Annotated in this window: 24 protein-coding genes; 14 read left to right on the plus strand and 10 right to left on the minus strand. The window is 58.7% G+C overall.

The features are described from left to right. Positions 1–46 precede the first annotated feature (46 nt). Entirely contained in the window at positions 47–2,227 is a 2,181-nt protein-coding gene (locus ABVT35_RS21150) for a CHASE2 domain-containing protein (protein WP_368469121.1), read from the minus strand. Between the two features lie 183 nt (positions 2,228–2,410). Between ABVT35_RS21150 and ABVT35_RS21155 the strand changes: the two genes are divergently transcribed. Both ABVT35_RS21155 and ABVT35_RS21160 read left to right on the plus strand, forming a co-directional pair. Beyond that, on the plus strand, positions 2,411–3,679 hold the full coding sequence (locus tag ABVT35_RS21155) for a tetratricopeptide repeat protein (protein WP_368469122.1): 1,269 nt from the start codon (positions 2,411–2,413) through the stop codon (positions 3,677–3,679). A 45-nt stretch (positions 3,680–3,724) separates the two neighbouring features. Next, a complete protein-coding gene (locus ABVT35_RS21160; protein WP_368469123.1) occupies positions 3,725–4,666 on the plus strand; it encodes a FecR domain-containing protein in 942 nt (313 codons plus the stop codon). Between the two features lie 26 nt (positions 4,667–4,692). Here the strand turns inward: ABVT35_RS21160 and ABVT35_RS21165 are convergent, their stop codons facing one another. After that, positions 4,693–5,250 (minus strand): hypothetical protein, encoded by a 558-nt coding sequence (locus ABVT35_RS21165; RefSeq protein WP_368469125.1) that lies wholly within the window; start codon positions 5,248–5,250, stop codon positions 4,693–4,695. A gap of 282 nt (positions 5,251–5,532) precedes the next feature. On the opposite strand from ABVT35_RS21165, the gene ABVT35_RS21170 reads away from it, so the two are divergent. From ABVT35_RS21170 to ABVT35_RS21180, 3 genes are all read left to right on the plus strand, one after another. Continuing rightward, complete coding sequence (locus ABVT35_RS21170; RefSeq protein ID WP_368469126.1) at positions 5,533–6,132, plus strand: dimethylsulfonioproprionate lyase family protein; 600 nt, start codon at positions 5,533–5,535, stop codon at positions 6,130–6,132. Positions 6,133–6,213: 81 nt separating this feature from the next. Further along, positions 6,214–6,675, plus strand: a complete 462-nt coding sequence (locus tag ABVT35_RS21175; protein ID WP_368469128.1) for a hypothetical protein — start codon at positions 6,214–6,216, stop codon at positions 6,673–6,675. A 15-nt stretch (positions 6,676–6,690) separates the two neighbouring features. Beyond that, positions 6,691–7,458 carry a methyltransferase domain-containing protein gene (locus ABVT35_RS21180; protein ID WP_368469130.1) on the plus strand — a complete coding sequence of 256 codons (768 nt, stop codon included), beginning with the start codon at positions 6,691–6,693 and terminating at the stop codon, positions 7,456–7,458. 25 nt (positions 7,459–7,483) lie between these two features. On the opposite strand, the gene panC is transcribed toward ABVT35_RS21180, so the two are convergent. The 6 genes from panC to ABVT35_RS21210 form a co-directional block, all read right to left on the minus strand. Beyond that, a complete protein-coding gene (gene panC, locus ABVT35_RS21185) occupies positions 7,484–8,335 on the minus strand; it encodes a pantoate--beta-alanine ligase (protein WP_368469131.1) in 852 nt (283 codons plus the stop codon). Further along, entirely contained in the window at positions 8,332–9,177 is an 846-nt protein-coding gene (panB, locus tag ABVT35_RS21190) for a 3-methyl-2-oxobutanoate hydroxymethyltransferase (RefSeq protein ID WP_368469132.1), read from the minus strand. The genes panC and panB overlap by 4 nt, the downstream gene beginning before the upstream one ends. Before the next feature lie 264 nt (positions 9,178–9,441). Further along, positions 9,442–11,139 (minus strand): Na/Pi cotransporter family protein, encoded by a 1,698-nt coding sequence (locus ABVT35_RS21195; RefSeq protein WP_368469134.1) that lies wholly within the window; start codon positions 11,137–11,139, stop codon positions 9,442–9,444. Between the two features lie 377 nt (positions 11,140–11,516). After that, on the minus strand, positions 11,517–12,242 hold the full coding sequence (locus ABVT35_RS21200; RefSeq protein ID WP_368469135.1) for a copper homeostasis protein CutC: 726 nt from the start codon (positions 12,240–12,242) through the stop codon (positions 11,517–11,519). After that, a complete protein-coding gene (locus ABVT35_RS21205) occupies positions 12,239–13,180 on the minus strand; it encodes an ROK family protein (protein ID WP_368469136.1) in 942 nt (313 codons plus the stop codon). The genes ABVT35_RS21200 and ABVT35_RS21205 overlap by 4 nt, the downstream gene beginning before the upstream one ends. 13 nt (positions 13,181–13,193) lie before the next feature. Next, a complete protein-coding gene (locus tag ABVT35_RS21210) occupies positions 13,194–13,745 on the minus strand; it encodes a LuxR C-terminal-related transcriptional regulator (RefSeq protein ID WP_368469138.1) in 552 nt (183 codons plus the stop codon). Between the two features lie 373 nt (positions 13,746–14,118). Between ABVT35_RS21210 and ABVT35_RS21215 the strand changes: the two genes are divergently transcribed. The 7 genes from ABVT35_RS21215 (at position 14,119) to ABVT35_RS21245 (ending at position 20,469) form a co-directional block, all read left to right on the plus strand. Beyond that, positions 14,119–15,324: a substrate-binding domain-containing protein gene (locus ABVT35_RS21215; RefSeq protein WP_368469139.1), complete on the plus strand. Its 1,206-nt coding sequence runs from the start codon at positions 14,119–14,121 to the stop codon at positions 15,322–15,324. 154 nt (positions 15,325–15,478) lie between these two features. Beyond that, positions 15,479–16,246, plus strand: coding sequence for an ABC transporter ATP-binding protein (locus tag ABVT35_RS21220; RefSeq protein WP_368469141.1), 768 nt, complete (start codon positions 15,479–15,481; stop codon positions 16,244–16,246). After that, entirely contained in the window at positions 16,243–16,965 is a 723-nt protein-coding gene (locus tag ABVT35_RS21225; protein WP_368469142.1) for an ABC transporter ATP-binding protein, read from the plus strand. Before ABVT35_RS21220 ends, ABVT35_RS21225 begins: the two co-directional genes overlap by 4 nt. A gap of 12 nt (positions 16,966–16,977) precedes the next feature. Next, positions 16,978–17,970: a branched-chain amino acid ABC transporter permease gene (locus ABVT35_RS21230; RefSeq protein ID WP_368469143.1), complete on the plus strand. Its 993-nt coding sequence runs from the start codon at positions 16,978–16,980 to the stop codon at positions 17,968–17,970. A gap of 12 nt (positions 17,971–17,982) precedes the next feature. Next, entirely contained in the window at positions 17,983–19,086 is a 1,104-nt protein-coding gene (locus ABVT35_RS21235) for a branched-chain amino acid ABC transporter permease (RefSeq protein ID WP_368469144.1), read from the plus strand. After that, complete coding sequence (locus tag ABVT35_RS21240) at positions 19,083–19,922, plus strand: alpha/beta fold hydrolase (protein ID WP_368469145.1); 840 nt, start codon at positions 19,083–19,085, stop codon at positions 19,920–19,922. Before ABVT35_RS21235 ends, ABVT35_RS21240 begins: the two co-directional genes overlap by 4 nt. Positions 19,923–20,070: 148 nt before the next feature. After that, positions 20,071–20,469 (plus strand): hypothetical protein, encoded by a 399-nt coding sequence (locus tag ABVT35_RS21245; RefSeq protein WP_368469146.1) that lies wholly within the window; start codon positions 20,071–20,073, stop codon positions 20,467–20,469. Positions 20,470–20,598: 129 nt separating this feature from the next. On the opposite strand, the gene ABVT35_RS21250 is transcribed toward ABVT35_RS21245, so the two are convergent. Beyond that, complete coding sequence (locus ABVT35_RS21250) at positions 20,599–21,423, minus strand: alpha/beta fold hydrolase (protein ID WP_368469147.1); 825 nt, start codon at positions 21,421–21,423, stop codon at positions 20,599–20,601. Positions 21,424–21,535: 112 nt separating this feature from the next. On the opposite strand from ABVT35_RS21250, the gene ABVT35_RS21255 reads away from it, so the two are divergent. Next, a complete protein-coding gene (locus ABVT35_RS21255) occupies positions 21,536–22,156 on the plus strand; it encodes a class I SAM-dependent methyltransferase (RefSeq protein ID WP_368469148.1) in 621 nt (206 codons plus the stop codon). Positions 22,157–22,161: 5 nt separating this feature from the next. On the opposite strand, the gene ABVT35_RS21260 is transcribed toward ABVT35_RS21255, so the two are convergent. Next, the gene (locus ABVT35_RS21260) at positions 22,162–23,058 is read right to left on the minus strand and encodes a LysR family transcriptional regulator (RefSeq protein WP_368469149.1); all 897 of its coding nucleotides are present in this window, start codon (positions 23,056–23,058) and stop codon (positions 22,162–22,164) included. A 152-nt stretch (positions 23,059–23,210) separates the two neighbouring features. On the opposite strand from ABVT35_RS21260, the gene ABVT35_RS21265 reads away from it, so the two are divergent. After that, positions 23,211–23,831: a glutathione S-transferase family protein gene (locus tag ABVT35_RS21265; RefSeq protein ID WP_368469150.1), complete on the plus strand. Its 621-nt coding sequence runs from the start codon at positions 23,211–23,213 to the stop codon at positions 23,829–23,831. Positions 23,832–23,858 lie beyond the last annotated feature (27 nt).

Consider the following 23,858-nt stretch of genomic DNA (forward strand, 5'->3'; position numbering starts at 1 on the left):
AATAGTTATACACCGCACAACCGGAGATGTCGCGTCGGCATGATCACTACTTCTCATCAAACTGATGCACACCGTCCCAGTTTTCAGGTGGTGCGGCGGCAAGGTTCTCAAGACGGCTCAGATAAGTGCTGTAGAGGCCTTCAAGCAGTACCGGCGCAGTTTTCTGCAGGGACTTTGCCTGCGCGATTGCCGTCTTGAAATCGCCGCTGCGATAACTCGCAAGAAATGCCGATTGCGCGCCGACCAGTTCCTCGCAGCTCGAACCGTTGAGTTCTTTCCTGTCGAAGACCGTATGCAGGATGAGCGGCTCTTCCCTGCCGACGACCCGCACGGCGTCGACCTCGAGGATCACTTCATCGTTGTTATCGGCGGCACCGTCTGCCAGAACCGAATTTTCAAGCAGAACCGGAAGGCCGTAGGCTTTGGTCACACCTTCTATACGCGCTGCCACATTCACCGCATCGCCGATGGCCGAGTAATTGAAGCGTTGCGATGAGCCGAGATTGCCAACGCAGCATCGCCCGGTGTTGAGTCCGATACCGATCTTGAGATCCGAGCCTTTTTCCGTGTTGAGCGCATGTAACCGCTGCATCATCGCCAGGGCCGCCCTCATGGCCGCCTCCCTGTGATCGGGCACCGAAAGCGGCGCATTCCAGAACGCCATGATGGCGTCACCCATATATTTGTCGATGGTCGCACCGGATTTGAGCAGCTCATCGGTCATAGGGGTCAGAAAATCGTTGAGCAGCCGTGTCAGTTCCTCGGGATCGAGCTCTTCCGAAAGTGAGGTAAATCCGCGAATGTCGCAAAACAGCAGCGTCAGCTCCCGCAATTCGCCGCCCAGCTTCAGCGATTGCGGATCATCCGACAACCGGTTCACCATCGACGGGGCGAGGTACCGGCCGAAGGCATTGCGAATGAACCGCTTCTCACGCTCGCTGCTCAGATATTGCGCTATGGTGACAGCAATAAAGACAAGGATGGTCGCCAGTGCCGGCAGCAGCGGGTCCAGCAGGATCTGACGCGTGACAAAGAAAGACCATGAAACCGTTAAAATACACAACAGCAGCGCCAGGGTCATCGCGGCGCCAACAAACGGTTGCCCGGGCCGCACCGTGACGATCAGCAGGATCGTGGCGACCACCGCAAGGAAATATTCCAGTCCCGGCATGTAGTCCGGCCGGTGGAGAAAGGTACCGGAAAGAATCTGGTCGATCATTTCGGCATGTACGGTGACGCCCGGAACGCCTGAACCGAGCGGCGTTACCACCAGGTCGCGAAGTCCGACGGCGCTGGTCCCGACAAGCACGATGTGCCCGGCGACGCGCTCTTCGAGCCGGTTGCGGTCGAGCGGTTCGGCAAGAAGTTCCCGCGCCGAAATCGTGTTGTTGTTTGTTTTTCCCGAATAGTAGAGCCACAGACTTCCATCACCGTCTGTCGGTGCATCGAAAGCGCCCACGCGCACGCCTATAATGGCCGGCGAACCGGCCTCGGCCTCGCCGCTCGCGCCGGTGCTCATGACAACAAAATTGGCCGCTTGCTGGGCAACCCGCAGCGCCTCGATGCCAAGCGACGGGTAGAGTTTTCCGTTGGCGCTGGCGATAAGCGGGATCTTGCGGACCACGCCGTCGACGGCCGGCGGGAAACTGAAAAATCCGAGGCCGGTCGCTGCGTTGTCGAAGGAATCGAGATTGACGAGACCGCCATGGTAGGGCGGCAGGATTTCCTTTGGATCGCGTCCGCCATAGGCAAAGCCCGCCTTGGGATCAGGAATTTCCGAGGTCAGCTCATTTGTCAGCGCCAGCCCCATGACAGTGGGATTGCGCTCAATGATGCGCGTGAAGATCACATCATTGTCGAGTTCGGGTACGCCATCGGGAAAGCGCACCTCGGCACCGGCACGGCGCAAATCGGTCAGCGTTTCCCTGAGTGAGGTACGGTCTTTTTCCGAAAAGGCGATATCGAAGGCGATGACCGCGGCACCCAGCTCGCCGAGCCGGTCGACCAACAATGCCATTTGCGAGCGCGGCCACGGCCACTGGCCGATCTCGTTAATGGCAGTTTCGTCTATATCGACAATCAGCAACGGTGCGCCGGCGGGCGGACGCGGCTTCAACCGCTGGTATTCGTCGAAGACCATTGACGACAGCCGGTCGAACAGGGGAGCCCCGAAAGAGGCGGCGACAAACAGCAGAGCCAGCGAGAAAAGGCCAGCATAGATGGCCATTAAACGGGGAGAGCGGCTCTGCCAGAAGCTCAAAGTTCACCCTCAAATACTATTAAATTTGCGTAATGGTTGGTGAACATAGGCAGTTTTCCATTTATCTTCAAATAGAACTGGTATATTTCATTACCGGGCGCATGTTGAGTGGGGGGCATGCTGAAATTGTTGAAAAAAATATTGTTATCGATGTTTTTTTTGCTTGCAGTGCTTGTGCGCGCTGAAGCCGATGACGTGACCTACGACGAAGTCCTGGCAAATCCCGACGATCTGAAACTAAACTATCTTTACGCCCAGCAACAGGTGATCAAGGGCGATCTCGAGCAGGCATCGGCTGCGCTTGAGCGGGTATTGCTGCTGCAGCCCAACTGGGACACCGCCCGTCTGTTTTATGCGCTGGTTCTTTATCGGCTCGACGACATGGAGGGCGCCAAGCGGGAATTGACGATCCTTTCCGACCGGCCGCTTGGTCCAAGCCAGGCGAGGGAGGTCAAGAAATACCTGGCGCTTGCCTCCTCGAAATCAAAGACGACGCGCATTTCCGGCAGGGTTTCGACCGGCTTTCGCGTCGACAGCAATCCCGATCTGACGACAAGCTCGCAAAACGATCTCAATGGTGATCCGCTGGATACCGACAAACGGGTTGACGGAGCCTTTGTGGCGGGTACGAGGATCCGCCTGGAGCACGACCTGCCCGGTGGCCAGGGCAACTACGCCTTCATCCAGACCAATAGCAATCTCAACCAGCAATTTCAGGTCAGCGAAGCCAATTATCTGACCGGCGGCGTCAAGGCCGGAGCGAGTTTCTTTTTTGAAGACCTCAAGCTGACGCCCTACGGAACAGCAGACATTTTCACCCTCGACGGACAGGTCTATCGCAGCGAATATGGCGGCGGTCTTTACGCCAGATATAGCGTCAATCCGAAATTCTCCGTCTTTGCGGGAGGCGAGGGGGTCTTTCAGAATTACCAGGTGGTTTCGACCGATTCGGTCGGCAGCGCCCGCAACGGGTGGCTGGGCACGGCTTCGGGCGGGTTTGCGGTGCGGACCAGCGAAAGCAACAAGTTTACCGCCCGCGTGAAAGGCTATCTCAAGAATGCGCGCAACGACAGCTACAGCTACGATGGTATAGAAATTGCGGCGACCAACCTCATGTTGCTGGGAAAGGGCCAGTACATTCTGGCAACGGCATCCTATCGCTGGCTGGACTACGATCAGCCGGATCCGAACTATTCCACCACGGTGACGCGCAAGGACCGCCTTTTCAAGGGACGCCTCGCCTACGGGCTGCCGCTGGATGTGATCCTGGAAAATATTGATGTGACGCCTCCCGAAGCCACCGCGAATATCAACTTCCAGGTGGGCGTCAATTATCTGAATCAGGATTCCAACATTCCGAATTTCGATGCGGACAGCGTGTCGGCCGATATCATGCTGATCAAGCGGTTTGGCGGCTAGCTGATATAAAGCGGATATGGCGGCGGCGGGGAACGGAGAAGTGGCATGATCGCCCAGTGGAAACGAACCGGCCTGTTAGCGGTTGCTACGCTTGTTGCGGCGCAGCTTATTTGGTGTGCTGATGTGCGTGCCGATGCCAAAGTCGGTGTCAGTGCGGCAGTGCGGGGTAATGTCTTCGTCAAAAGCGGCGCGAGCAGTCAACAGCGCAAGGCGCAGGTCGATCAGAACATTCTGTTGCGTGACGAGGTTTTGACCAAGCAGCAAAGCGCGCTCCAGATACTCCTGCTCGACCAGTCCGTATTCACAGTCGGTGAAAATTGCGAGATGATCATCGACCGCTTTGTCTATGATCCGGACAAAAAGGCCGGAGAGATGAGCGGCACGGTGCTGAAAGGTGCATTCCGCTTTGTCAGCGGCCGCATCGGCAAAGCCAATCCGACCAAGGCGAATATCAATACGCCCTCCGCCACGATCGGTATCCGCGGAACGATGTTTGAAGGCGTCGTTGGCGCCGATGCCATCAAACTGGCGCAGCTGCTGGGCCTCTCGACGGCATCGGCCGACCCTAGCAAGGCAATATTCGTGGTGCTGCGCGGCCCGGGACGCAATAACAATGCACTGGCCAAATCCGGCATCATCCAGGTCGGAAACGGCAGCGGCAGGAAGACAATTTCCGCGCCCAACTACGCGGTCTTCGTTCCGGGACCCGGCCAGCCGCCGATTGGACCCTTCAAGGTGACGGCGGAAATTCTTGCCTATTTCGATTTTTACCTGCGTTCGCAGCCAAACGGCCCTTCTTTCGGCGGCGATCAGCAGACGGGCGGCAGCCAATCCGGTCAGGATGCGTTCAACCTGCCAGGCAGCGACTTCCCGCTCAACGAGCTTTTCCAGGACGAGTTCTTCGACAATCAGCTCGATCCCATGGATGATGACAAGAGGGAGGACCCGTATCCGTGTTACTCCAGAACGTGCGATGAAGCACTGTGAATGTGGGTGGTCCGAGGCCGCCCCGATCAATCCAGCTCCATCAGGTCGCCTTTATCATTGACCGTCAGACCGAGATGGCTGAGTTGGTCCTTCAGATTGTCCTGATCTTTCTCAAAGGTCAGCAATTTTTCCATTTCCGGCAGTTCCGCGGCCAGGCGCCTGCGCAATTGAGGCGGGCATCCGGTGTCGGCGGCGGACTGTCTGATTTCCGGCCGTGATTTGACGATCAGTGTTTTCATATCCACCGGATAGCCGACGCAAATCGCCATCGCTTCAAGAAATGTCAGGGAGCTTGTGCCGTAATTTTCCATTGCGTTGGCTATGTCCGTCCAGCCGCAATTGCGGTGATATTCGATCAGCCCGAGATGGGCGCTTACCGCCATTCGCGCCGCGCGCGGCACGCATTCATCCTCCGCAAATGCCAGATCATCAATGCCCGCCGCGATGATGCAAAGCTCTCCGAGCATTTGTTCTTTTTCGTCCGTGGAAATTTTACACTCAAGCGCGACAGTCATTTGTGTTTGCGAAACAGCAATCAACGCAGCCAGTCCCGTCAAACGCGCCAGTTTCTGTACTCGATACACGTCCATTTCCTCCAATGGATGCTGACCGGCCATGGCCGGTATGCAATTTTGGCGCTGATTTTTGATCGGCAGATCATACGGGTAGGCACATTTTGCCGTGTGAAAGTGCGCAAACTATGGTTGGGGCTAGGCCGGTATCGCCTGTGAGCCGGCGTTTTCAACCGATCCGGCGACCGCCCGCACCGTGCCCGCACCGGCGTCGAAACAGACTATGTCGGATTCAAGCGCGCGTTTCGTTTGCTTTTGGGGTCTTCTCTCCTTCAACGGCAGTTGGAGGCGCGTATGCAGGATTATTCCGCGTTCAAGGATCTTCTGAGGTTTCTGGCACGGCTTTATGTTGCTGAGGGCAGACCCGGGGGTGACGAGGCAGCCGCGGCGCTGCGATCCGCCCTTGCGGATTTTCCAGGCGAACTGCCGGAGCCGTATAACTACATGCCCGGCATGGCCGAAGCCGCGCTGGCGCTCGACCCGCATCCCGAAGCCGGCATAGTCGCTGCTGCACTGCCGCAGATCCGTTGGTTTCACGTGGTTGACAGCATGGCGTCGATCGGCACCGAAATGGGCAGCCGCATGCTGGTTTGCGAGCTTATCGGACCAACGGGAATGATCCGTCGCGAAAGCGCGCGGGTCGGTCTTTTTGTCCAGTGTCCGAACCTTGAATATGCCACCCGCAAGCATGGTGCCGAGGAAACCTATATTATCCTTGGCGGCGAGGCATACTGGAGCAAGGGCGGGTCCGAACCGGTGCTCAAGAAAGCCGGTGACGTGGTCTTTCACCCCTCATACATGCCCCACACCAACCGGACGGCCGACAAACCCACCATTGCCACCTGGCGCTGGTCAGGCGATATCCGCTACGAGGCCTATGCCTGTACCGGTTGAATGACCAAAAAAATTTCCCTTTTTAATTTAGCGCAGCTATGATTCCACCAACCTGAAAACGGTCCGGAGATGTCGGCTGGAATGTATGCACCCAAGGAAGCGCAAGCGGATTTCGGCCTTTATTGGATAGCCGTTGCGGTCCTTGTCATCATCAGTGCCAGCGCCGTGCTGTCGATCAGCTTTCAAAACGGTCTGACCTATTTCATGATCCAGCAAAGCAGTGCGGAGTTGACTGGGGTTGTCATCGACAGGGACATCAACGCAGTCACCTACACCTACACCGATGCCACGGGTAGGGAAGCGACGGCACGGTATGTGGAAAATTCACTGACGGATCAGCCGGTACGTGTGGGGCAGGCCGTAATCCTTGCCTATAATCCGAGGTTTCCGGAATACATCTATCCGAAAAGCCAGCTGGAGTTCATCGAATACGACTATTATTTTGCCCTTGCCTCGATTGCCGCAATTCTCATCGCATTGCTGGTAGCGGCTCTGGCTTTCGTCCTGCACATTCGGTTCATTATTCGGATGCGGAACTATTGATTGATCGAGACTGATATGACCATGGAACTGGTGAACCATTCTTGTGAACCGAGGGACTTTCATTCGCATCTTGTCGGGATTGCCGGTATCAGGGCGGCATCTTCCCTACTCGATGTCGGCTGCGGAACCGGCCAAACGATAATGGCAGCAGCTCCCATGGCGGACCGAATTGTGGGAGTGGATAACAACAAGAATGCCCTAGACACGGCGAGACAGGTGGCGTCGGACCTGACCGGTGACTGCAGTATAGAACTCCTGGAAATTGATCTGAACAGCCAGCATCTGCCCTTTCAGGAAGCTGTCTTTGACTGCGTCATTTGTCAAAATGTGCTGGAGTGCATCGAGGACAAACAGCAGCTCATCGATCACTGTCATCGCGTCCTGAAACCCGGCGGCATTTTTCTGCTCGCCCACCATGATTTCGGTGGCGTTATGCTTAGTGGTTCGGATGCCGTGCTGACTCGCGAAATAGTCGCTGCGTATGCAGATGAAGAGCAGGGCTGGATGGCTGCGGCCGATGCGGAAATCGGGCGCAAATTGCCCGGAATTATGCAGTCATCGAAATTCAGCGCAATGAAAACGGAAACCCGGCAGCTTGTGGGTTTGAGCTATGACAATTCATCTTACGCATACAATTACTGCGCCGATGCTTCAAAGGCTGCAATTCGTTCAGGTGCAAATGAAACAAAAATAAGGAACTGGCTTGGTGAGTTGGCCGAGCTGGATCGTTGGATGGCGTTTTATTTCAGCATCCCGTGGGTCTATGTCCGAGCTGTTAAATAGCCGTCATGTACCTAGCTTTCGCGCCCTAGCGCGGCTCCACCTTCACATTGTCGATCAGCCTTGTCTCGCCGAGCCAGGCGGCAGAAAGCAGCCGGGCAGGGCGGTCGAGCCGGTCGATCGGCAGCAGGCCTTCATCGGCCCGCAGCTCCAGATATTCCACTTCGTCAAATCCGGCATCCAGAATGGCCTGTTTTCCACTGGCGAGCGTCTCATCGACCGGTGCCCCGCGTGAAAGCCGCCTGGCAACATCAAAGAGTATTTCCGATTTCGACGGCGCCGACCGGCGCTGCGGCTCCGACAGATGGACGTTGCGCGACGACATCGCAAGCCCGTCCTCTTCGCGCACTGTCGGGCAACCGACCACCTCGATCGGAATATCGAGATCGCGCACCAGTTGCTTGACCACCTGGAGCTGCTGGAAGTCCTTCTCGCCGAAATAGGCAAGGTCCGCGCCGGTCTGCAGGAAGAGTTTCGTCACCACCGTCGCGACCCCGTCGAAATGGCCGGGCCGGTGCGCGCCGCAAAGGCCCTGGCTGACGCCATCGACGGAAATGTTGGTGGAGAAACCTTCAGGATAGATCTCGTCCACCCCCGGTGCATACAAAAGATCCGTGCCAAGTGGCGCGAGCTTTGCGGCATCGCTCTCCTCGGTGCGCGGATAACCGCTGAGATCGGACGCATTGTTGAACTGTTTGGGATTGACGAACAGGGTAACGATAACCCGATCGGCGTCCTTGCGTGCCGCCTGCACCAGGCTCAAATGCCCTTCATGCAGTGCGCCCATGGTTGGTACGACGGCGACGTTTGCACCGTCCCGGCGCCATCCGGCGACGGTCTTTCTGAGTTCCGCGACTGTTCGTACGATCGGCAGGCTCATGCGGCATTTCCCCGTGAAATCGATTGGGCAATATCTCCGAAAACATGCTCGGCCGCCGGAAAGCGGTTCTGGCGCACGTCGCCGGCATAGGCGGCGATGGCCGCCTCGGCGTCCCGGCCAAGTTCGGCATAGGCCTTGACGAATTTAGGGCGGAAGTCCGTGAACATGCCAAGCGCATCATCGACCACGAGGATCTGTCCGTCGCAGGCGGGCGATGCGCCGATGCCGATGGTCGGGATGGCGATCTCCTCGGTGATCGTGCGCGCCAGCGGCTCGGGCACCTTTTCAAGTACGACCGAAAATGCGCCGGCCTCGGAAACCGCAACCGCATCCTGTCTGATTCTGTCGCCGTCGCCGCCGCGGCCCTGAACTTTGTATCCGCCGAAAGTGTTGACCGCCTGAGGCGTCAGGCCCACATGCGCCATCACCGGTATGCCGCGGCGGCTGAGAAAAGCAATCGTCTCCGCCATCGTCTCGCCGCCCTCGAGCTTGACGGCAGCGCAGCCGGTTTCCGCCATCAGCCGCGCCGCATTGCGAAGCGCCTGCTGCGGGCCCTCCTCATAGGAGCCGAAGGGCATATCCACCACCATCAACGCGCGTTCGGTCCCGCGGCGAACCGCCTGTCCGTGCATGATCATCATGTCGAGTGTCACGCCGATGGTCGACGGCAGGCCATGCAGGACCATGCCGACGCTGTCGCCGACGAGCACCAGATCGCAATGCGGATCGACCAGCCTTGCCATGGGCGTCGTATAGGCTGTCAGGCACACAAGCGGCGTTTTGCCCTTCTGTGCCTGAAAATCCGGCGGTGTGATGGAATTAACGTTTCCTGCGGCGCTCACTGCGATCCTCCCAAACCGGCAATGCACATGTATATTGCGTTGCACACTCTCATTGTGCAGGTGCGAACACTAGTGATTGGAGGCAATGAAGTCAAACCACAGGGTGGCCCTTGCGGCCTGAACCCGTTTTACCAAAAAGTCAGCTTTCAGGTCTTGAATCGCCGTTGGCGAGGCCTTCCTTATCAAGCCGCCGGCGCAGCATATCGATCCGGTCCGGACATCGAATCCAGTCTTGCACACTGCCGGTGCAAAGCAAGCGGGCTGTCAGGAACGGTTTTCGCCGACCCCGGCAACGGTATCGCCCTTGATCACCGATCGCCGCGGAACGCCATTATGCTCCAGGATCGGGTAGGCGACGGATGTCAAAAGGCTGTTGATCTGGACAAGGTCTCGGATCATGTCGAGATGGATTTCGCTGCTCTCGATGCTTTTGATCGTGCCTTTGCGCAGGCGCTCCATGTGCCGGTTGAGGCTTGCCTGCTCGAGCTGGCGCACATTCTGTTTTTCGTCGGCCAGGGTCCGCGCCGATTCAATGTCGGCCGACACCAGCACATTCAGCGCCAACTGCAGGTTTGCTGACACGCGCTCGTGAAGGTCGCGCAATTCGCGCCAGCCGTGCTTGGAAAAGACCAGTTTCTTGGTCCGCTTCTTGTCGGCGAGGGCAAGAAGGTTCTTCACCATGATGTCGCCGACCTGTTCCAGCCGGATACAAAAGCGCATCAGCTCGTTACAACGCCGCGCCTCATCTTCGGAAATGTCGTGGCGGCCGATCTCGGTCACATAGAGCTTGATCTTGGCGTGCAGCAGATCGACCTCGTCATCAAGGCTTGCGATCTGTTCGATCGTCTCGCGGTCGCCATTGGCAAAGGCCTCGATGACCCCCTGCAGCATGATCGATACTGTATCGCTCATGCGCAATATCTCGCGAACCGCGCCGGCGATGGCCGGTTTCGGCTGGTTAACCCTTTCGGGATCGAGCGATGTGGCCTGGCCGCGTTCCGCCGGTCCGCCTTCTTCATCTGTTTGCGCTGCCGCCGGGCTTATCGTCTCGATCAGCGCGATAATTGTGCCGACCAGCGGCAGGCCGATGATAACGACGGCCACATTGATCGCGATATGCATCATGACGACGGCGGTCGCCGGAGACATTTCTCCAAGCACGGGCCCGACATCGTACCATTGCAGCGCCAGGACACCGATGACGGCGAGCGTTCCGCGCATGACAAGATTGGCCACGGGAACGATGGACGCCGGGCGTCCTAGATTCCGGGTCAGGATCGTTGCAATGATGCCGCTGCCGAAATTGATGCCCAATAGCAGAACGAGCGCCAGTTCGAGCGGCACGATGCCGGCGGCCGAAAGCGAGGCCAGCAGCAGCACGGCGGCGACGCCTGAGTGCATCAGCCAGGTTAAAAGTGCGGCCATGATAAAGGCGCTGATCGGGTCATCCTGCAAAAACCGGATAATCAGCGGCAGAACCTGGCTCTCGCGCAGCGGTTGGGAGGCTTCGCCAAGCATACGCAGGGCAAGCAGCATCAAGGCGATGCCTATGATGATACGCCCCGCCTGGCGCACGCCCCGCCGCTCGCCGATCAGGAATGTGGAAACGCCGGCAATCAGGAACACAGGGATGAGCAGGGACAGATCGAGCGACAGGATCTGCACCACAAGGGCCGAACCAAGATCCGCACCGAGAAGAATGGAAAGGCCGATCGGCGCTGTCGTCAATCCGCTTGCAAGGGCACCCGTCATCAGCAGCGCCACGGCGGTCGAGCCCTGCAGCCCGATCGCCATCAGGACACCGGCGGCGGCTGCACCAACGCGGGTAGCCGCGGCCCTTTGCAGGAACCGGCGGAGCGCGGCACCATGGGCGCGGTCAACGCCGGTGCGCACCATCCTTGCCGCCCATAACAGCAGGGCGACGGAGCCGGCAATATTCAAGAGTGTGGCAGATGCAGACATATTTCAATTCCTTGCACACGCGTGCAAGGGGTCGTACCCCAGAGTTTTTCGAATTGCACGGGTTCTTGGAAACCGCGGACGTAAATAGTGCACTCTGTGCGCTTTTTCTGCAACAGGTAATTTGCCGAGCAGCCGACTAAGGGCAAGATATGGTATACACAAGTAAGATAGCCGGCTAAAAGGAGGCGACAAAATCCACCTTTTATGGGCTTTTCGGCCTCTGGGACGTTTCCAAACACCCATTGGCGGTACGGGATTTACATTTCACAATGTCGTGCGTCGGGCTCATTGCGGTCGAAATCCACGGTGATCTGCGCCCTATTTTGGCCCGATATCGCCCGTCGCCCAGGCTGGATCAGGCATTTGGCGCTACAGCACTACAGACCGCGCACGGCGTTTCGGACCGCCCGGACCGATGCAGTGTCGGTTTCAGTCAGATAATCCGTTTCCGAAAAGCCGAATTGCCGAATGGCAGGTGCATAGGGCCGCCTCTTGCTGCCGAACGAGCCGTGAATTTCGCGCGCACCGGTCCCGGTTATAATCTCAGCGGCATTTGAGGCATTGATGCCGCCGCCGGGCATGATCGCCAGCCGGTCGTTGGCGTGTTCGACATAGCGCCTGATTTGCTCGATGCCCGCCTGCGCCGATGTTGCGCCGCCGGATGTCAATATGCGTTCGATCCCGAGATCGGCGGCGATATCGATGGCGCGCAGCGGGTCTTCGACAAGATCAAAGACCCGGTGGAGGGTCACGCCGAGACCGCCGGCTGCGCCCATCAGTTTTTCTAGCGCGGCTGCATCTAGTTCGCTGTCCTTGCTTACGCCTGTCACCACGCCCGCAAGCCCGGCTTTGGCGCAGATGCGGATTTCTTCGCACATCAGCGCGATTTCATCGCCCGAGAATTCGAAATCACCCGCCCGCGGCCGGATCATTGCATAGACCGGGACAGAAGCCTTCGCAGCAAGATGTATCAGCCCGGCGCCCGGGGTCAGACCGCCAAGCGCAAGCGCCGAGCACAATTCGATGCGGTCGGCGCCGGCCTCGATTGCGGTCTGCAGCGACTGCACATTGTCGATGCAGATCTCCAGCGCGACACCCGTCATGCTGGCTGCGCCTCGTTCAGGAGTTGCGCGTGAATGCCCCATAGTCCGCCGTTCTGGCCCGTTTGCCCCTCGATTACCAGCGGTTTTGATCGTGCCAGCAGCGTTTTGCCGCGCACCTCGCTGTCGATTGCCGACAGCAAAGCGGAAGCGTTAGAGAGGCCGCCGCCGACCGGCACGATCTGCGCGCCCGTAATGTTGATCGTCAGAGCCAGCGCGTCGCTGAGCACAGACACATAGGCAGTGATGGTGGCACTGCAGGCCGGATCGCCACCGGCCCATCCGTCGACGATCTGGCGGCTGTCAAGCAAGGGGTTTCCCGCAGCAGCATGCATGGCTTCCAGCCCACGGGCGCCACCGATCGTGTTGATGCAGCCCTTCTGGCCGCAGGCGCAGGCAAATTGCGGCACGAAACCGGGCACCGACGGATCCTGTTTTTGAATGAAGGGACCATGTCCCCACTCGCCTGCGGTGCCACCGAAGCCGCGCAGCAATTGTCCGCGATAGACCTGAGCCCCGCCGACGCCGGTTCCCAAAATGACGGCGAAGACATTGTCGAAACCCCTACCGGCGCCGAAATGCGCCTCCGCCATAGCAAAACAGTCTGCATCGTTTTCGACGACGATCCCGTCATGCATCGGCTCGGCAAGCAGTTCGGCGAGCGCCGTTCCGAGATCGCCGGCAAAACTGACGCCGGCAAGGAAGGGAAGCTGCGCCGCATGGACCGAACCGTTATCGGCATCGATGCTTCCGGCAATTGAGATCCCCAGCCGGTCCCCGGGCCGCAGGCCGCCGGTCAGCAGCGTTTCGACAGTCCGCGCAAGGAAAGCCTCGTAATGGGACGGCGTCGGCGCAGATGCGATTTCCTCAAGGTCGTTGCCTTCACCAATGCCAAGCTTGATAAAGGAACCGCCAATATCGAGGCAGAAATTTCGTTTCATGCGATAAACCGCTCTATCCAGGCATGCCGCCGACATTCGACAAAAGCTCTGCGACATTGCTGACGCCGAGTTTTTTCAACAGCCGCGCCCGGTAGGCTTCCACCGTGCGTGGCGAAATCTCGAGGATTCTCGCGATATCCTTGCTGGTGCGGCCTTCGCCCAGATGCATGACGATCTGCCGCTCTCGCATGGTCAGCGAAATAACCGGCCGTTCGTGTGACAGGTCCGCCATGCTCCAAACCGCATGGGCCAGCGGTTCGTCGCGCGTCAGCGAATTGCCGCGAACCCTGCACCAGAAAAGCGATCCGTCCCGCCGCGCCATAATGCGCTCGTCGGAATAGCGGCCGGTTTCACGCAAGGGCTGCAGGCCGATATTGCCGATTTTGACGAACTCGTCGAGCGAGGGGTAGAGAATCGCGAAAGACCGGTCGCGCAGTTCGTCGCCCTCATAGCCGAACATGTCCGCAAAAGCCTTGTTGTAATAGCGTATGACCCGGTGCTGGGTCATGACGATACCCACAGGCGCTTGATGAAAGGCCATTTCGAGCATTTCCTGCGGGTCCATTGGTGTAATCATCGGTATGTAATTTGGCTGAATTGGATCATATGACCGGTGCGGATTCTGCCCGTCGGAGTGTTTCGGTCCGCGCAATCTGTCCGCTTGCGGCACAAGCACCGGAAACCCCAAAAACCCGAAAACCCAATTGGAAACAAAAGCTTGCCCCGGTCTATCTCAAATCGGAATTGCTACTGAACCACACAGTGTCGCCCCGCACGGCCCGGTTTTGCTGATTAGCGTATTTCTACCATCTTGATCGCATGCCTCCAAACGCAGGATAATGGGTCATCCATCGCACACAAGGTCCGGCGTGCCAAGAACCCCGTTTGGAATCAATCGGGTAAGGGCAGTTTTGCGCCTGATCGGGAGGAGTAGAAGCATGAAGAAACTGGTATCAACACTTGCCGTGGCAACGTCGCTGGTTGTTGCGGGCTTTGCCGCCAACGCCGCTGACGATGCGGTAAAGATCGCACTGGTTCACGGCCTGTCCGGCTCGACCTTCGAGGCCTTTTCCAAGCAAAGCCACACCGGCTTCAAGCTCGGTCTGGAATATGCCACCGACGGCACGATGAAGATCAATGGCCGCGACATCGAGATCATTGAAAAGGACACGCAGTTCAAGCCGGATGTCGCCCGCGCGGTTCTTGCGGAAGCCTATGGTGATGACGATGTCCTGATCGCCGTTGGCGGCACTTCGTCAGGTGTAACAAAGGGCATGCTGCCCATCGCTGAAGAATATGAGCGCATCCTTCTTGTCGAGCCCGCGGTTGCCGATTCGCTGACGGGGCCGGATTCCAACCGCTACGTTTTCAAGACGTCCCGCAATTCGTCCATGGATATGCAGGCGCAGGCCCTGGCGCTGAAGCCCGGTCCCGACCTGCATGTGGCAACGCTTGCCGAGGACTACGCGTTTGGCAAGGACGGCATTGCCGCTTTCAAGAAGGCCATGGAAGGCACCGGCGCAACAATAGTCGCGGAAGAATATGTACCGCTGAAGACGACCGATTTTACGGCCGCGGCCGAACGCATGTTTGCTGCGCTCAAGGACAAGGAAGGCCGTAAGGTCATCCTGATCTATGTTGCCGGCGGCGGCGACCCGATGGGCAAGATCAAGTCCATGCAGCCGGAACGCTACGGCATCGAGATCTCGACCGGCGGTCACATCCTGCCCGTCCTGCCCACCTACAAGCGGGTGCCGGGAATGGAAGGCGCCATCTACTATTACTATGAAAACCCCAGCAATCCGGTCAATGACTGGCTGGTCGCCGAGCACACCAAGCGCTTCGGCTCGCCGCCGGATTTCTTCACCGCCGGCGGAATGGCTGCTGGCCTTGCCGTTGCAAAGGCGCTGCAGAGCACCGATGACTGGACGACCGAAAACCTGATTGCCGCAATGGAAGGCATGTCCTGGGAAACGCCAAAGGGACAGATGACGTTCCGCCCCGAGGACCATCAGGCACTGCAGTCCATGTATCACTTCAAGATCAAGGTCGACGACAATGTCGACTGGGCCATTCCCGAACTCGTCCGTGAGATCAAGTCGGATGAAATGCAAATTCCGGTTGGCCGAAACAACCAGGAATAAGGTCTCGCGCCCGGAGCTTCCCCGCTGTTGTTCCCGATGATGGTGGGGAAGTCTCCGGCCGCAGCGCACCCGGCTCAGGAACTGGGCCGGGTTGCGGAAACCCGGCACGGCCCCAGTCTGTTATTTTGAACACTACACTATGTTGGACGACGCCATGACCTCCGCTTCATTGCGCACAGAGGATTTGACCATTCGCTTTGGCGGCCATACTGCGGTCGACGCTGTGACCTGCGAATTCAAGGCGGGCGAGTTGACCGTCATCGTTGGCCCGAACGGTGCCGGAAAGACCACCTATTTCAATCTGATTTCCGGCCAGCTTCGCCCCTCGGCGGGCCGTATTTACAAGGGTGAGCGCGAGATAACGTCGCTCAGCGCGTCGGCGCGCGCCAAGGCCGGCATTGGCCGGGCGTTTCAGCTCACGAACCTGTTTCCTCAGCTTTCCGTACTGGAAAATGTACGACTTGCCGTACAGGCGCAGCACGGGCTGGGCCCGGTCATATTCCGCAGCACAGCATCCTTCGGGAACCTGCGCGACGAGGCCTATTCCTATCTTGAAGCGACCCGGCTTGAGACCGCCGCGGCATTGCCGGTCACCGCCTTGCCGCATGGCGACCAGCGCAAGCTCGAAATCGCGCTGCTTCTGGCCCTCAAGCCCGATATCTTTATGTTCGACGAGCCAACGGCCGGCATGTCGGTCGACGAGGCTCCGGTCATCCTCGAACTGATTGAAGAGATCAAGAAGGATACGCAAAAGACCATCCTGCTCGTCGAGCACAAAATGGACGTCGTGCGCTCCCTTGCCGACCGCATCATTGTCCTGCACAACGGCGAACTGGTGGCCGACGGCAAGCCCGACGAGGTGATCTCGCTGCCCCTGGTGCGCGATATCTATCTCGGCATGCCGGCGGAGGACGCGGCATGACGGCTCCAATCCTAGAGCTTGACGGTATCAGCACCGACATCGCCCAGTATCACATTCTCCACGGCGTATCGCTCAGCGTGCCGGAAGGCGGCGTGCATGTCCTGCTCGGCCGAAACGGGGCCGGCAAGACGACGACCCTGCGCACCATCATGGGGCTGTGGAAGGCCCGCGAAGGCGCGATCCGGTTTCGCGGCGATGATATCGCCCACCTGCATACCAGTGAGATTTCCCGAAAAGGCATTGCCTTTGTGCCCGAGAACATGGGTATTTTCGGCGGGCTGACCGTTGAAGAAAACATGCGTCTTGCGACCAATGACGGCAGCTTCGACAGGGAACGGCTTGGCCGCATTTACACGCTGTTTCCGGCATTGGAGAAATTCTGGACGAAATCCGCCTGGTCGCTGTCCGGCGGACAGAAGCAGATGCTCGCCATAGCAAGGGCGATTATTGAGCGGCGCGACCTCATCCTGATCGATGAGCCGACAAAGGGTCTCGCCCCCGCAATCATCCTCAATATGGTCGACGCCTTCAGGGAAATTGCCCGCGAAACCACGATCCTGCTGGTCGAGCAGAATTTTCTTTTCGCCAAATCACTGGGGCAGACGGTCGCCGTCATCGACGACGGCCGCATCGCCCACACGGGCAATATGGCGGATCTCGTCGAGGACACGGTGCTGCAGACGAAACTGCTCAGCCTTTCGCTCGACGCACATCAATAGGGGCACCGAAAAATGGATTCCACTTCCAATCTCTTCGAGCGCTTCGGCGGCATCAACCTCCTGCCGGTGCTGCTTGCAATCGTTGCGTTCGCGCTGATCGGTTCGCCCTCGACCTGGGTGACGCTGACCGTGGCGGGCCTTGCCATGGGCATGATGATCTTCCTGATGGCATCGGGCCTCAGCCTTGTCTTTGGCCTGATGGATGTGCTGAATTTCGGCCATTCCGCCTTCGTTTCCTTCGGCGCGTTTATCGCCGCGTCGGTTCTGGCGGCGCTGGCCGCCTGGGTCGGGGCAGACAGCATCTTCCTAAACCTGCTGGCGATTTTCCTGGCAATTTGTGCAGCAGCCCTGTTCGGCCTCGTCGCCGGATGGGCCTTTGAGCGGGTGATCATCAAGCCGGTCTATCGCGACCATCTGCGCCAGATCCTTATTACCATGGGTGCGCTGATCGTCGCCGAGCAGCTCATTCTGGCCATCTGGGGCGGCTCGCCCATCTCCGTGCCGCGTCCGAATTTCCTCACCGGCTCGCTGATCATCGGCGACGTCTCGATCGAACTCTATCGCCTCTTCGCCTTTGCGCTCGGGCTTGCCGCCTATATCGCGCTTTACATGATCCTCAACCGCACCCGCGTCGGTCTTCTTGTGCGTGCCGGGGTGGAAAACCGCGAAATGGTGGAGGCGCTGGGTTTTCGCATCGACCGGCTGTTCATCGGTGTCTTTGTTCTCGGTTCGGCGCTTGCCGCCATTGGCGGGGCCATGTGGGCGGGTTACGAGACGCTGATCACCGCGGCGATCGGTTCCGAAATGATGATCATCGTCTTCATCGTCATCATCATCGGCGGACTGGGATCGATCGAAGGGTCGCTTCTCGGCGCTCTGATGGTCGGGCTGATGGGCAATTACGTTGCCTTTCTGGCACCCAAAATGGCGCTCGCGTCCAACATGATCCTGATGATGGTGATCCTGTTGTGGCGGCCCTACGGGCTGCGGCCGGCGGTGAAATAGGGAGCGTTGGAGATGACTGAACTTGCACTCGACGCAAACGCCGAACGCGCCCGCGGCCGCACCGGCCGGCTGATCGTCTATGCGATCATCGGCGCGATCGGCCTGTGCCTGCTTTTTGCCCCGATGCTTTTTCCCGATGTACGCAGCCAGGAAGTCGCGGCCCGCATCTGCATCTTCATCGTGCTGGTGGCGAGCTACGATCTGCTGATCGGCTATACGGGCATAGTGTCCTTCGCGCATACCATGTTTTTCGGCCTCGGCGCCTACGGCACGGCGATTGCGCTCAAAATGATGGGTCCGGGCTGGGACGCCATCCTGCTTGGCGGTGCCCTCGGGATTATTGTGTCGCTTGTCCTTGCGGCGCTGGTCGGACTGCTGTCCCTGCGCGTCAAGGCGATCTTCTTTGCCATGGTCACCCTTGCCGCCGCTTCCGTCATGGCGGTGATGGCAAGCCAGTTTTCCGATTTCACCGGCGGCGAGGACGGCATCATCTACAAGGTGCCGAAGCTGTTTTCGCCCGCCACCAAACTCCTGACCGATGAAGACGGCAAGGTGCTGCGCATCTTCGGCGCCAAGGCGAATGGCAAGATGGCGGCCTACTACTTCGTCTTCTTCGGCTCGCTCATCCTCTATTTTCTCATGCTGCGCATCGTTGCCTCGCCGCTCGGTACGGTTCTTGAAGCCATCCGCGAAAATGAAATGCGCGCCGAAGCTCTCGGCTACAAGGTCGTCCTCTACCGTACTGCCATTTTCTGCATTGCGGCGGTCATCGCCGCCTGCGCCGGGATCCTGCGCGCCGTCTGGCTGAAATACACCGGACCCGAGACCTCGCTCTCCTTCGCCATCATGATCGACATCCTTTTGATGGTCGTTATCGGCGGCATGGGCACCATGACCGGCGCCATCATCGGTGCGACCCTGATGAGCCTTGCGCAGTTTTACCTCAAAGACCTGATGGCGCTTGCTTCCGAAGCCACCGCCGGCATGCCGCTGCTCCCCGAATTGCTGGCGCCGGACCGCTGGCTGCTTTGGCTCGGTATCTTATTCATCCTGCTGGTCTATTTCTTCCCCGCGGGCATAGTCGGAACACTCAATAAAAAGGGCGGGCATTCATGACCGGGCGGCGTTCAGTTTATATCAGGGCCGGGAAGCACGAGCTGCATGTCAGCGAGTGGGGAGACCGCTCAATGCCCTTCGTCATGATGTGGCACGGTCTTGCCCGCAACGGCCGCGATTTCGATGAAATCGCACAAGTGCTCGCGGAACGTTATTTTGTCGTTTGTCCCGATACGATCGGCCGCGGCCTTTCCAGCTGGTCGAAGGCTGACGGCGCCGATTACAACATGACGGTCTACGGCGAGAACGCCCTTGCAATCCTTGATCACTATGGCGTGGACAGCCTGCGCTGGGTCGGCACCTCCATGGGTGCGCTGATCGGCGTGCGCCTGGCTGCCGAAGCGTTGAAAGACCGCATGACGCATCTTGTCATCAATGATATCGGCCCGGATATTCCGGAAGGTGCGCAATATCGCATTGCGGACTATGTCGGCAACCCGCCGGTTTTCGACACGGTCGTCCAGATGGAGGACTGGCTGCGCACCAGCTATGCGCCCTTCGGCGACAATCCCGACAGCTTCTGGCGCCGCCTGATCGACGCATCGGTACGCCGCAATGATGCCGGCCGCATCGCCGTTCATTACGATCCGATGATCGCCTCACAGTTTACAAGGCACAAGGCCGATCTCGACGTCTGGCCGCACTACGATGCCATTTTGGCAAGGACGCTGCTGATCAGGGGTGCGGTGTCGGACGTACTGCCGAAATCCGTCGCCGACGAGATGCGCGCCCGCGGCCCGAAACCGGACTATGTGGAGATCGCCGGTGTCGGCCACGCGCCGACATTTGTTGCCTCCGACCAGCAGCAGCTTCTGGAGCGGTTCCTGGAGAGTTGAAGAAGACGGCCGGCCGATTCGGCGCGTTATCCAGGCTCGTGATATACTGAAACAGTTGGCTGAGGCGCTGAAGACCTATAGGCCAGCAAATTGCTGTGAAAGACTTGGTGCAGGCGCTCAGCCTCTGTTTGTTTATGGAGGACGAGTTATGACGCCATTCTTTAAAAGCAAAATTTCACTCATGATCGCCGCGTTCGCGCTTCCCCTGCTCATGACATCCACCGCGGCTTTTTCGCAGGCTTCACTATCCATTCAAAAGGCCGATGGCGATTCTGTGAGGGTTATCGGTCAGCTTCCGCGCGGGATGACCGTTCGCGGGAACAGACTCAACCTGCCGCGCGGCTATCGCCTTCAGGGTTTTTCGAAGAAATCGGGCCAATTCAAACCGCCATTGGGGCTTTCGGCTTCTGGCGGTGGTACTGCGGGCGGTTCGGGTACATTCGAGTGTGATGGCTGCTGCGACGTGGCTGTGCAGGGCACGCCGCCAAAGCTCTATTGTTCGAAGACCGGGGATTGCGGCTGCAAGACCATCATTACGATCAAATAGCGCTACGGTTGCTGCGTTCATGGACGCTCCTGCAAGTGTCTCCAGCGCCGCTAGGGGCGGACACAGCCGTTTCGGAACGCTGAAAAACTGAACCATACCCTGAAGGGCTGTCCGCGCGCCGCCGCCGGCTTATCCCCGGGCGGTGGCTTTATCCCGGATACTGGACAGAAATTCTGACAGCGCGCCGTTGACGGCCCGCGGTTGCTCGATTGTCGACGAGTGACCTGCCTTTGAAATTGTCACCAGTTTCGAACCCTTGATGGCCTGGTGCATCCGCTCTGATTTTTCGGGAACCGTCGCCACGTCTTCGTCGCCGACAATAATGAGAACCGGCAAATCGATGGTTCCGATTTCATCGCTCACGCCTGCCCGGTCGATCACGCCTCTGGTCGCCCGGGTGATGCCGATCCGGTGGTTGGAGCCGATATGCGCACGCCACTTTTCCCTTTCCGCCGCCCGGTCCGGATCGCTGAGGAATGTCTTGCCGAACATGATCGGCATGACCTTGCCGAGAACCAGGCCAAGGCCAAACCAGCGGGCGATGAAATTGAGCAGTCTGTAGCTCTTCTGGTTTTCCTTCGGCTCCGGGTCCGCCGACGTTTCAAGCAATGTCAGGGAGCGCAGAAGTTCCGGCCGCCGTGAAGCGAGCCGCATCCCGACGAACCCGCCCATGGAAAGGCCGACAAAATGGCAGGGCGAAGCGCCCAGCGCTTCAATGAGACCGGCGGCATCTGCCGTCAGCGTTTCCATATCGTAACCGTCATCGGTGACCGCACTTTGGCCTTGGCCGCGGTGATCATAGGCAATGCAGCGATATTTGTGTTTGAGGGTCGCCACCTGAGCTGCAAACATGTCGCCGCTCATCAACAGGCCGTGCGAAAAGACGATCGTCTCGCTGCCGGATCCCTCGTCCGTATAGTGCAGACGTACGCCATCGATTTCGACTATAGCCATGGTCAACCTCCGTTTGGAACGTAACACAGGCTACTGGAGCTGGACATGCGGCGGCCCGGGTGCCGAAGGGCGTCTGATTTGCTATTGTATGTGCGAGCAACCGGAAGAAACGATGTCTCTATACAGTCGCTTTGTGCTGCCCCGGCTTATCAATGCCTCCTGTCAGGCCAAGCCCATTATGAAGCAGAGGGAGAAGATTGTACCGCTCGCGAAAGGGCGGGTGCTGGAAATCGGTGTTGGCGGCGGCCTGAATTTGGCCTATCTCGACAGTTCGAAAGTCGAGTGTGTCTTCGGCCTCGACTCTTCGGCGGCGCTGATGGAAGGCGCGCTTCAAAAATCCGGGCAATTGGATATCGATTTCAAACCGCTGCTTCTGGACGCCGCGCAAATTCCGCTCGCAGACGACGAGATCGATACGGTTCTCGTCACCTATACCCTTTGCAGTATCGATGCTTTGGAAGCGGCGCTTTTTGAGATGCGCAGGGTTCTCAAGCCGGCGGGCCAGTTGCTGTTTTGCGAACATGGCGCCGCTCCGGACCGCAACGTCAACAAATGGCAAAAGCGGCTCACGCCCGTGTGGCGGCGCGTTGGCGGCGGTTGCCGCCTTGACCGGGATCTGCCGATGGAAATCCAGAATGCCGGGTTTCGCCTGACCTCGCTGGAGCAGATGTATCTTCCAGGAACCGCGCGCCTGGTGGGCTACAACAGTTGGGGTGCGGCAATACCCTACTGATTGGCTCACCTTCCCGCAGCAGAACCGAAAAATCCGGCCAGATGATCGATCAGCGCCCGCATTCTGGCTGTCAGGTGCCGGTTGGGGGGATAAAGGGCATAAAGACCGAAATCGGTTATGCGGTGATCGCGGAACAATTCCTCCAGCCTGCCGTCGGCCAGCGCGGCTTCAACGACGTAGTATGGGCAACGTGCGATACCCATGCCATTGATCGCCGCCTCCGCCAGGGCGCCGGGCGTATTGACGCTGATGTTCCCCGAAACGCGGACGGATTCCTCGTCACCGCCCATATCGAACCGCCAGGAAGTCCTGTCTGTGAGAAATTGGTCGGCAACGCAATTATGCGACGCCAGAGCTCTCGGGTGTCCGGGACGCCCGTGTGTTTCGAGATATTCCGCAGAAGCGACAATGACGAGCGGCATGTCCGCAAGCTTTCGAACCCTGAGAGTTGAGTCCCTTAAGGTTCCGATGCGAACCGCAAGGTCAAACCCCTCTTCAACCAGCGCGACCCTTGTGTCGGTGAGATAAAGCTCAATCTCGATCGCCGGATGTTCGGCCTGAAACGGCGCCAGTGCCCGCACCAGCCGCATGGACCCGAACGAGGTCGGTGCGGTGATCCTGATTTGCCCGGAAAGCGCGCTCTGCCGGTCGTGGACCAGGTCTTCCAGCTCGTCGAACTGTTCGAGGATCGGCCGGCAGCGTTCCAGATACGCCGCACCGACATCGGTCAGGGCAACGTTGCGCGTTGTCCGGTTGAAGAGCTGTGTCGACAGCCGCGCCTCCAAGGCGGCCACATGGTTGCTCACCAGCTTGGTCGATTTTCCCAGGCGCCGCGCCGCACCGGTGAAGGAATGCTCCTGCGCAACGGCGACAAAGGCGCGCATTGCTTCGACCTGATCCATCTTCCGTTCCTCACCGTTCGACCTATTATGAATAACTACTACATAATAAATGAAAATAAAGAGGGATTATATTCAATCAGGTAATAGGTCATGGTGTGGTCAACCGGTCAGCACCGGTCGAATTCAAACCCCATCCAGGAAAGACCACGACCATGTCAAACGCCATTCGTATTCACAATTTTGCCCTGTCGGGCCACAGCCACCGGGTTGTTCTGTTTGCAAACCTCGCCGGAATCGATCACACGCTGATCGATGTTGACCTCGCCGCCGGCGAGCATAAGAAAGAGCCGTTTCTGTCGCTCAACCCCTTTGGCCAGGTGCCGGTCATCGAGGATGGCGACACGGTTGTTGCCGATTCCAACGCAATTCTTGTCTATCTCGCCCGGAAATATGCGCCCGACTGGCTGCCGACCGATGCTGCTGCTGAGGCTGAGGTTCAGAAGTTTCTTTCGTTTGCAGCCGGCGAGATCGCCTACGGCCCGGCAGCGGCCCGCCTGATCACGGTTTTTGGCGCCGGCCTCGACCCGGAGCGAACGGCTGCCGTTGCCAAAATCGCCTTCACGCGACTGGAAAACCATCTCAATGGCCGTGACTGGCTTGTCGGTGACCACCCGACCATCGCCGACGTTGCCATCTACAGCTACACGGCCCATGCGCCGGAGGGCAATGTTTCGCTCGAAGGCTACCCCAACATCCGGGCTTATCTGGACCGCATCAGGGGACTGCCCGGCTTTGTGGCAATGCCGTCGACACCTGTCGGCCTTGCCGCCTGAATCAACGCCCCGGGCGGCAAAAAGCCG

The sequence above is a fragment of the Hoeflea sp. TYP-13 genome (assembly GCF_040932035.1).
Taxonomy (GTDB): Bacteria; Pseudomonadota; Alphaproteobacteria; order Rhizobiales; family Rhizobiaceae; genus Hoeflea_A.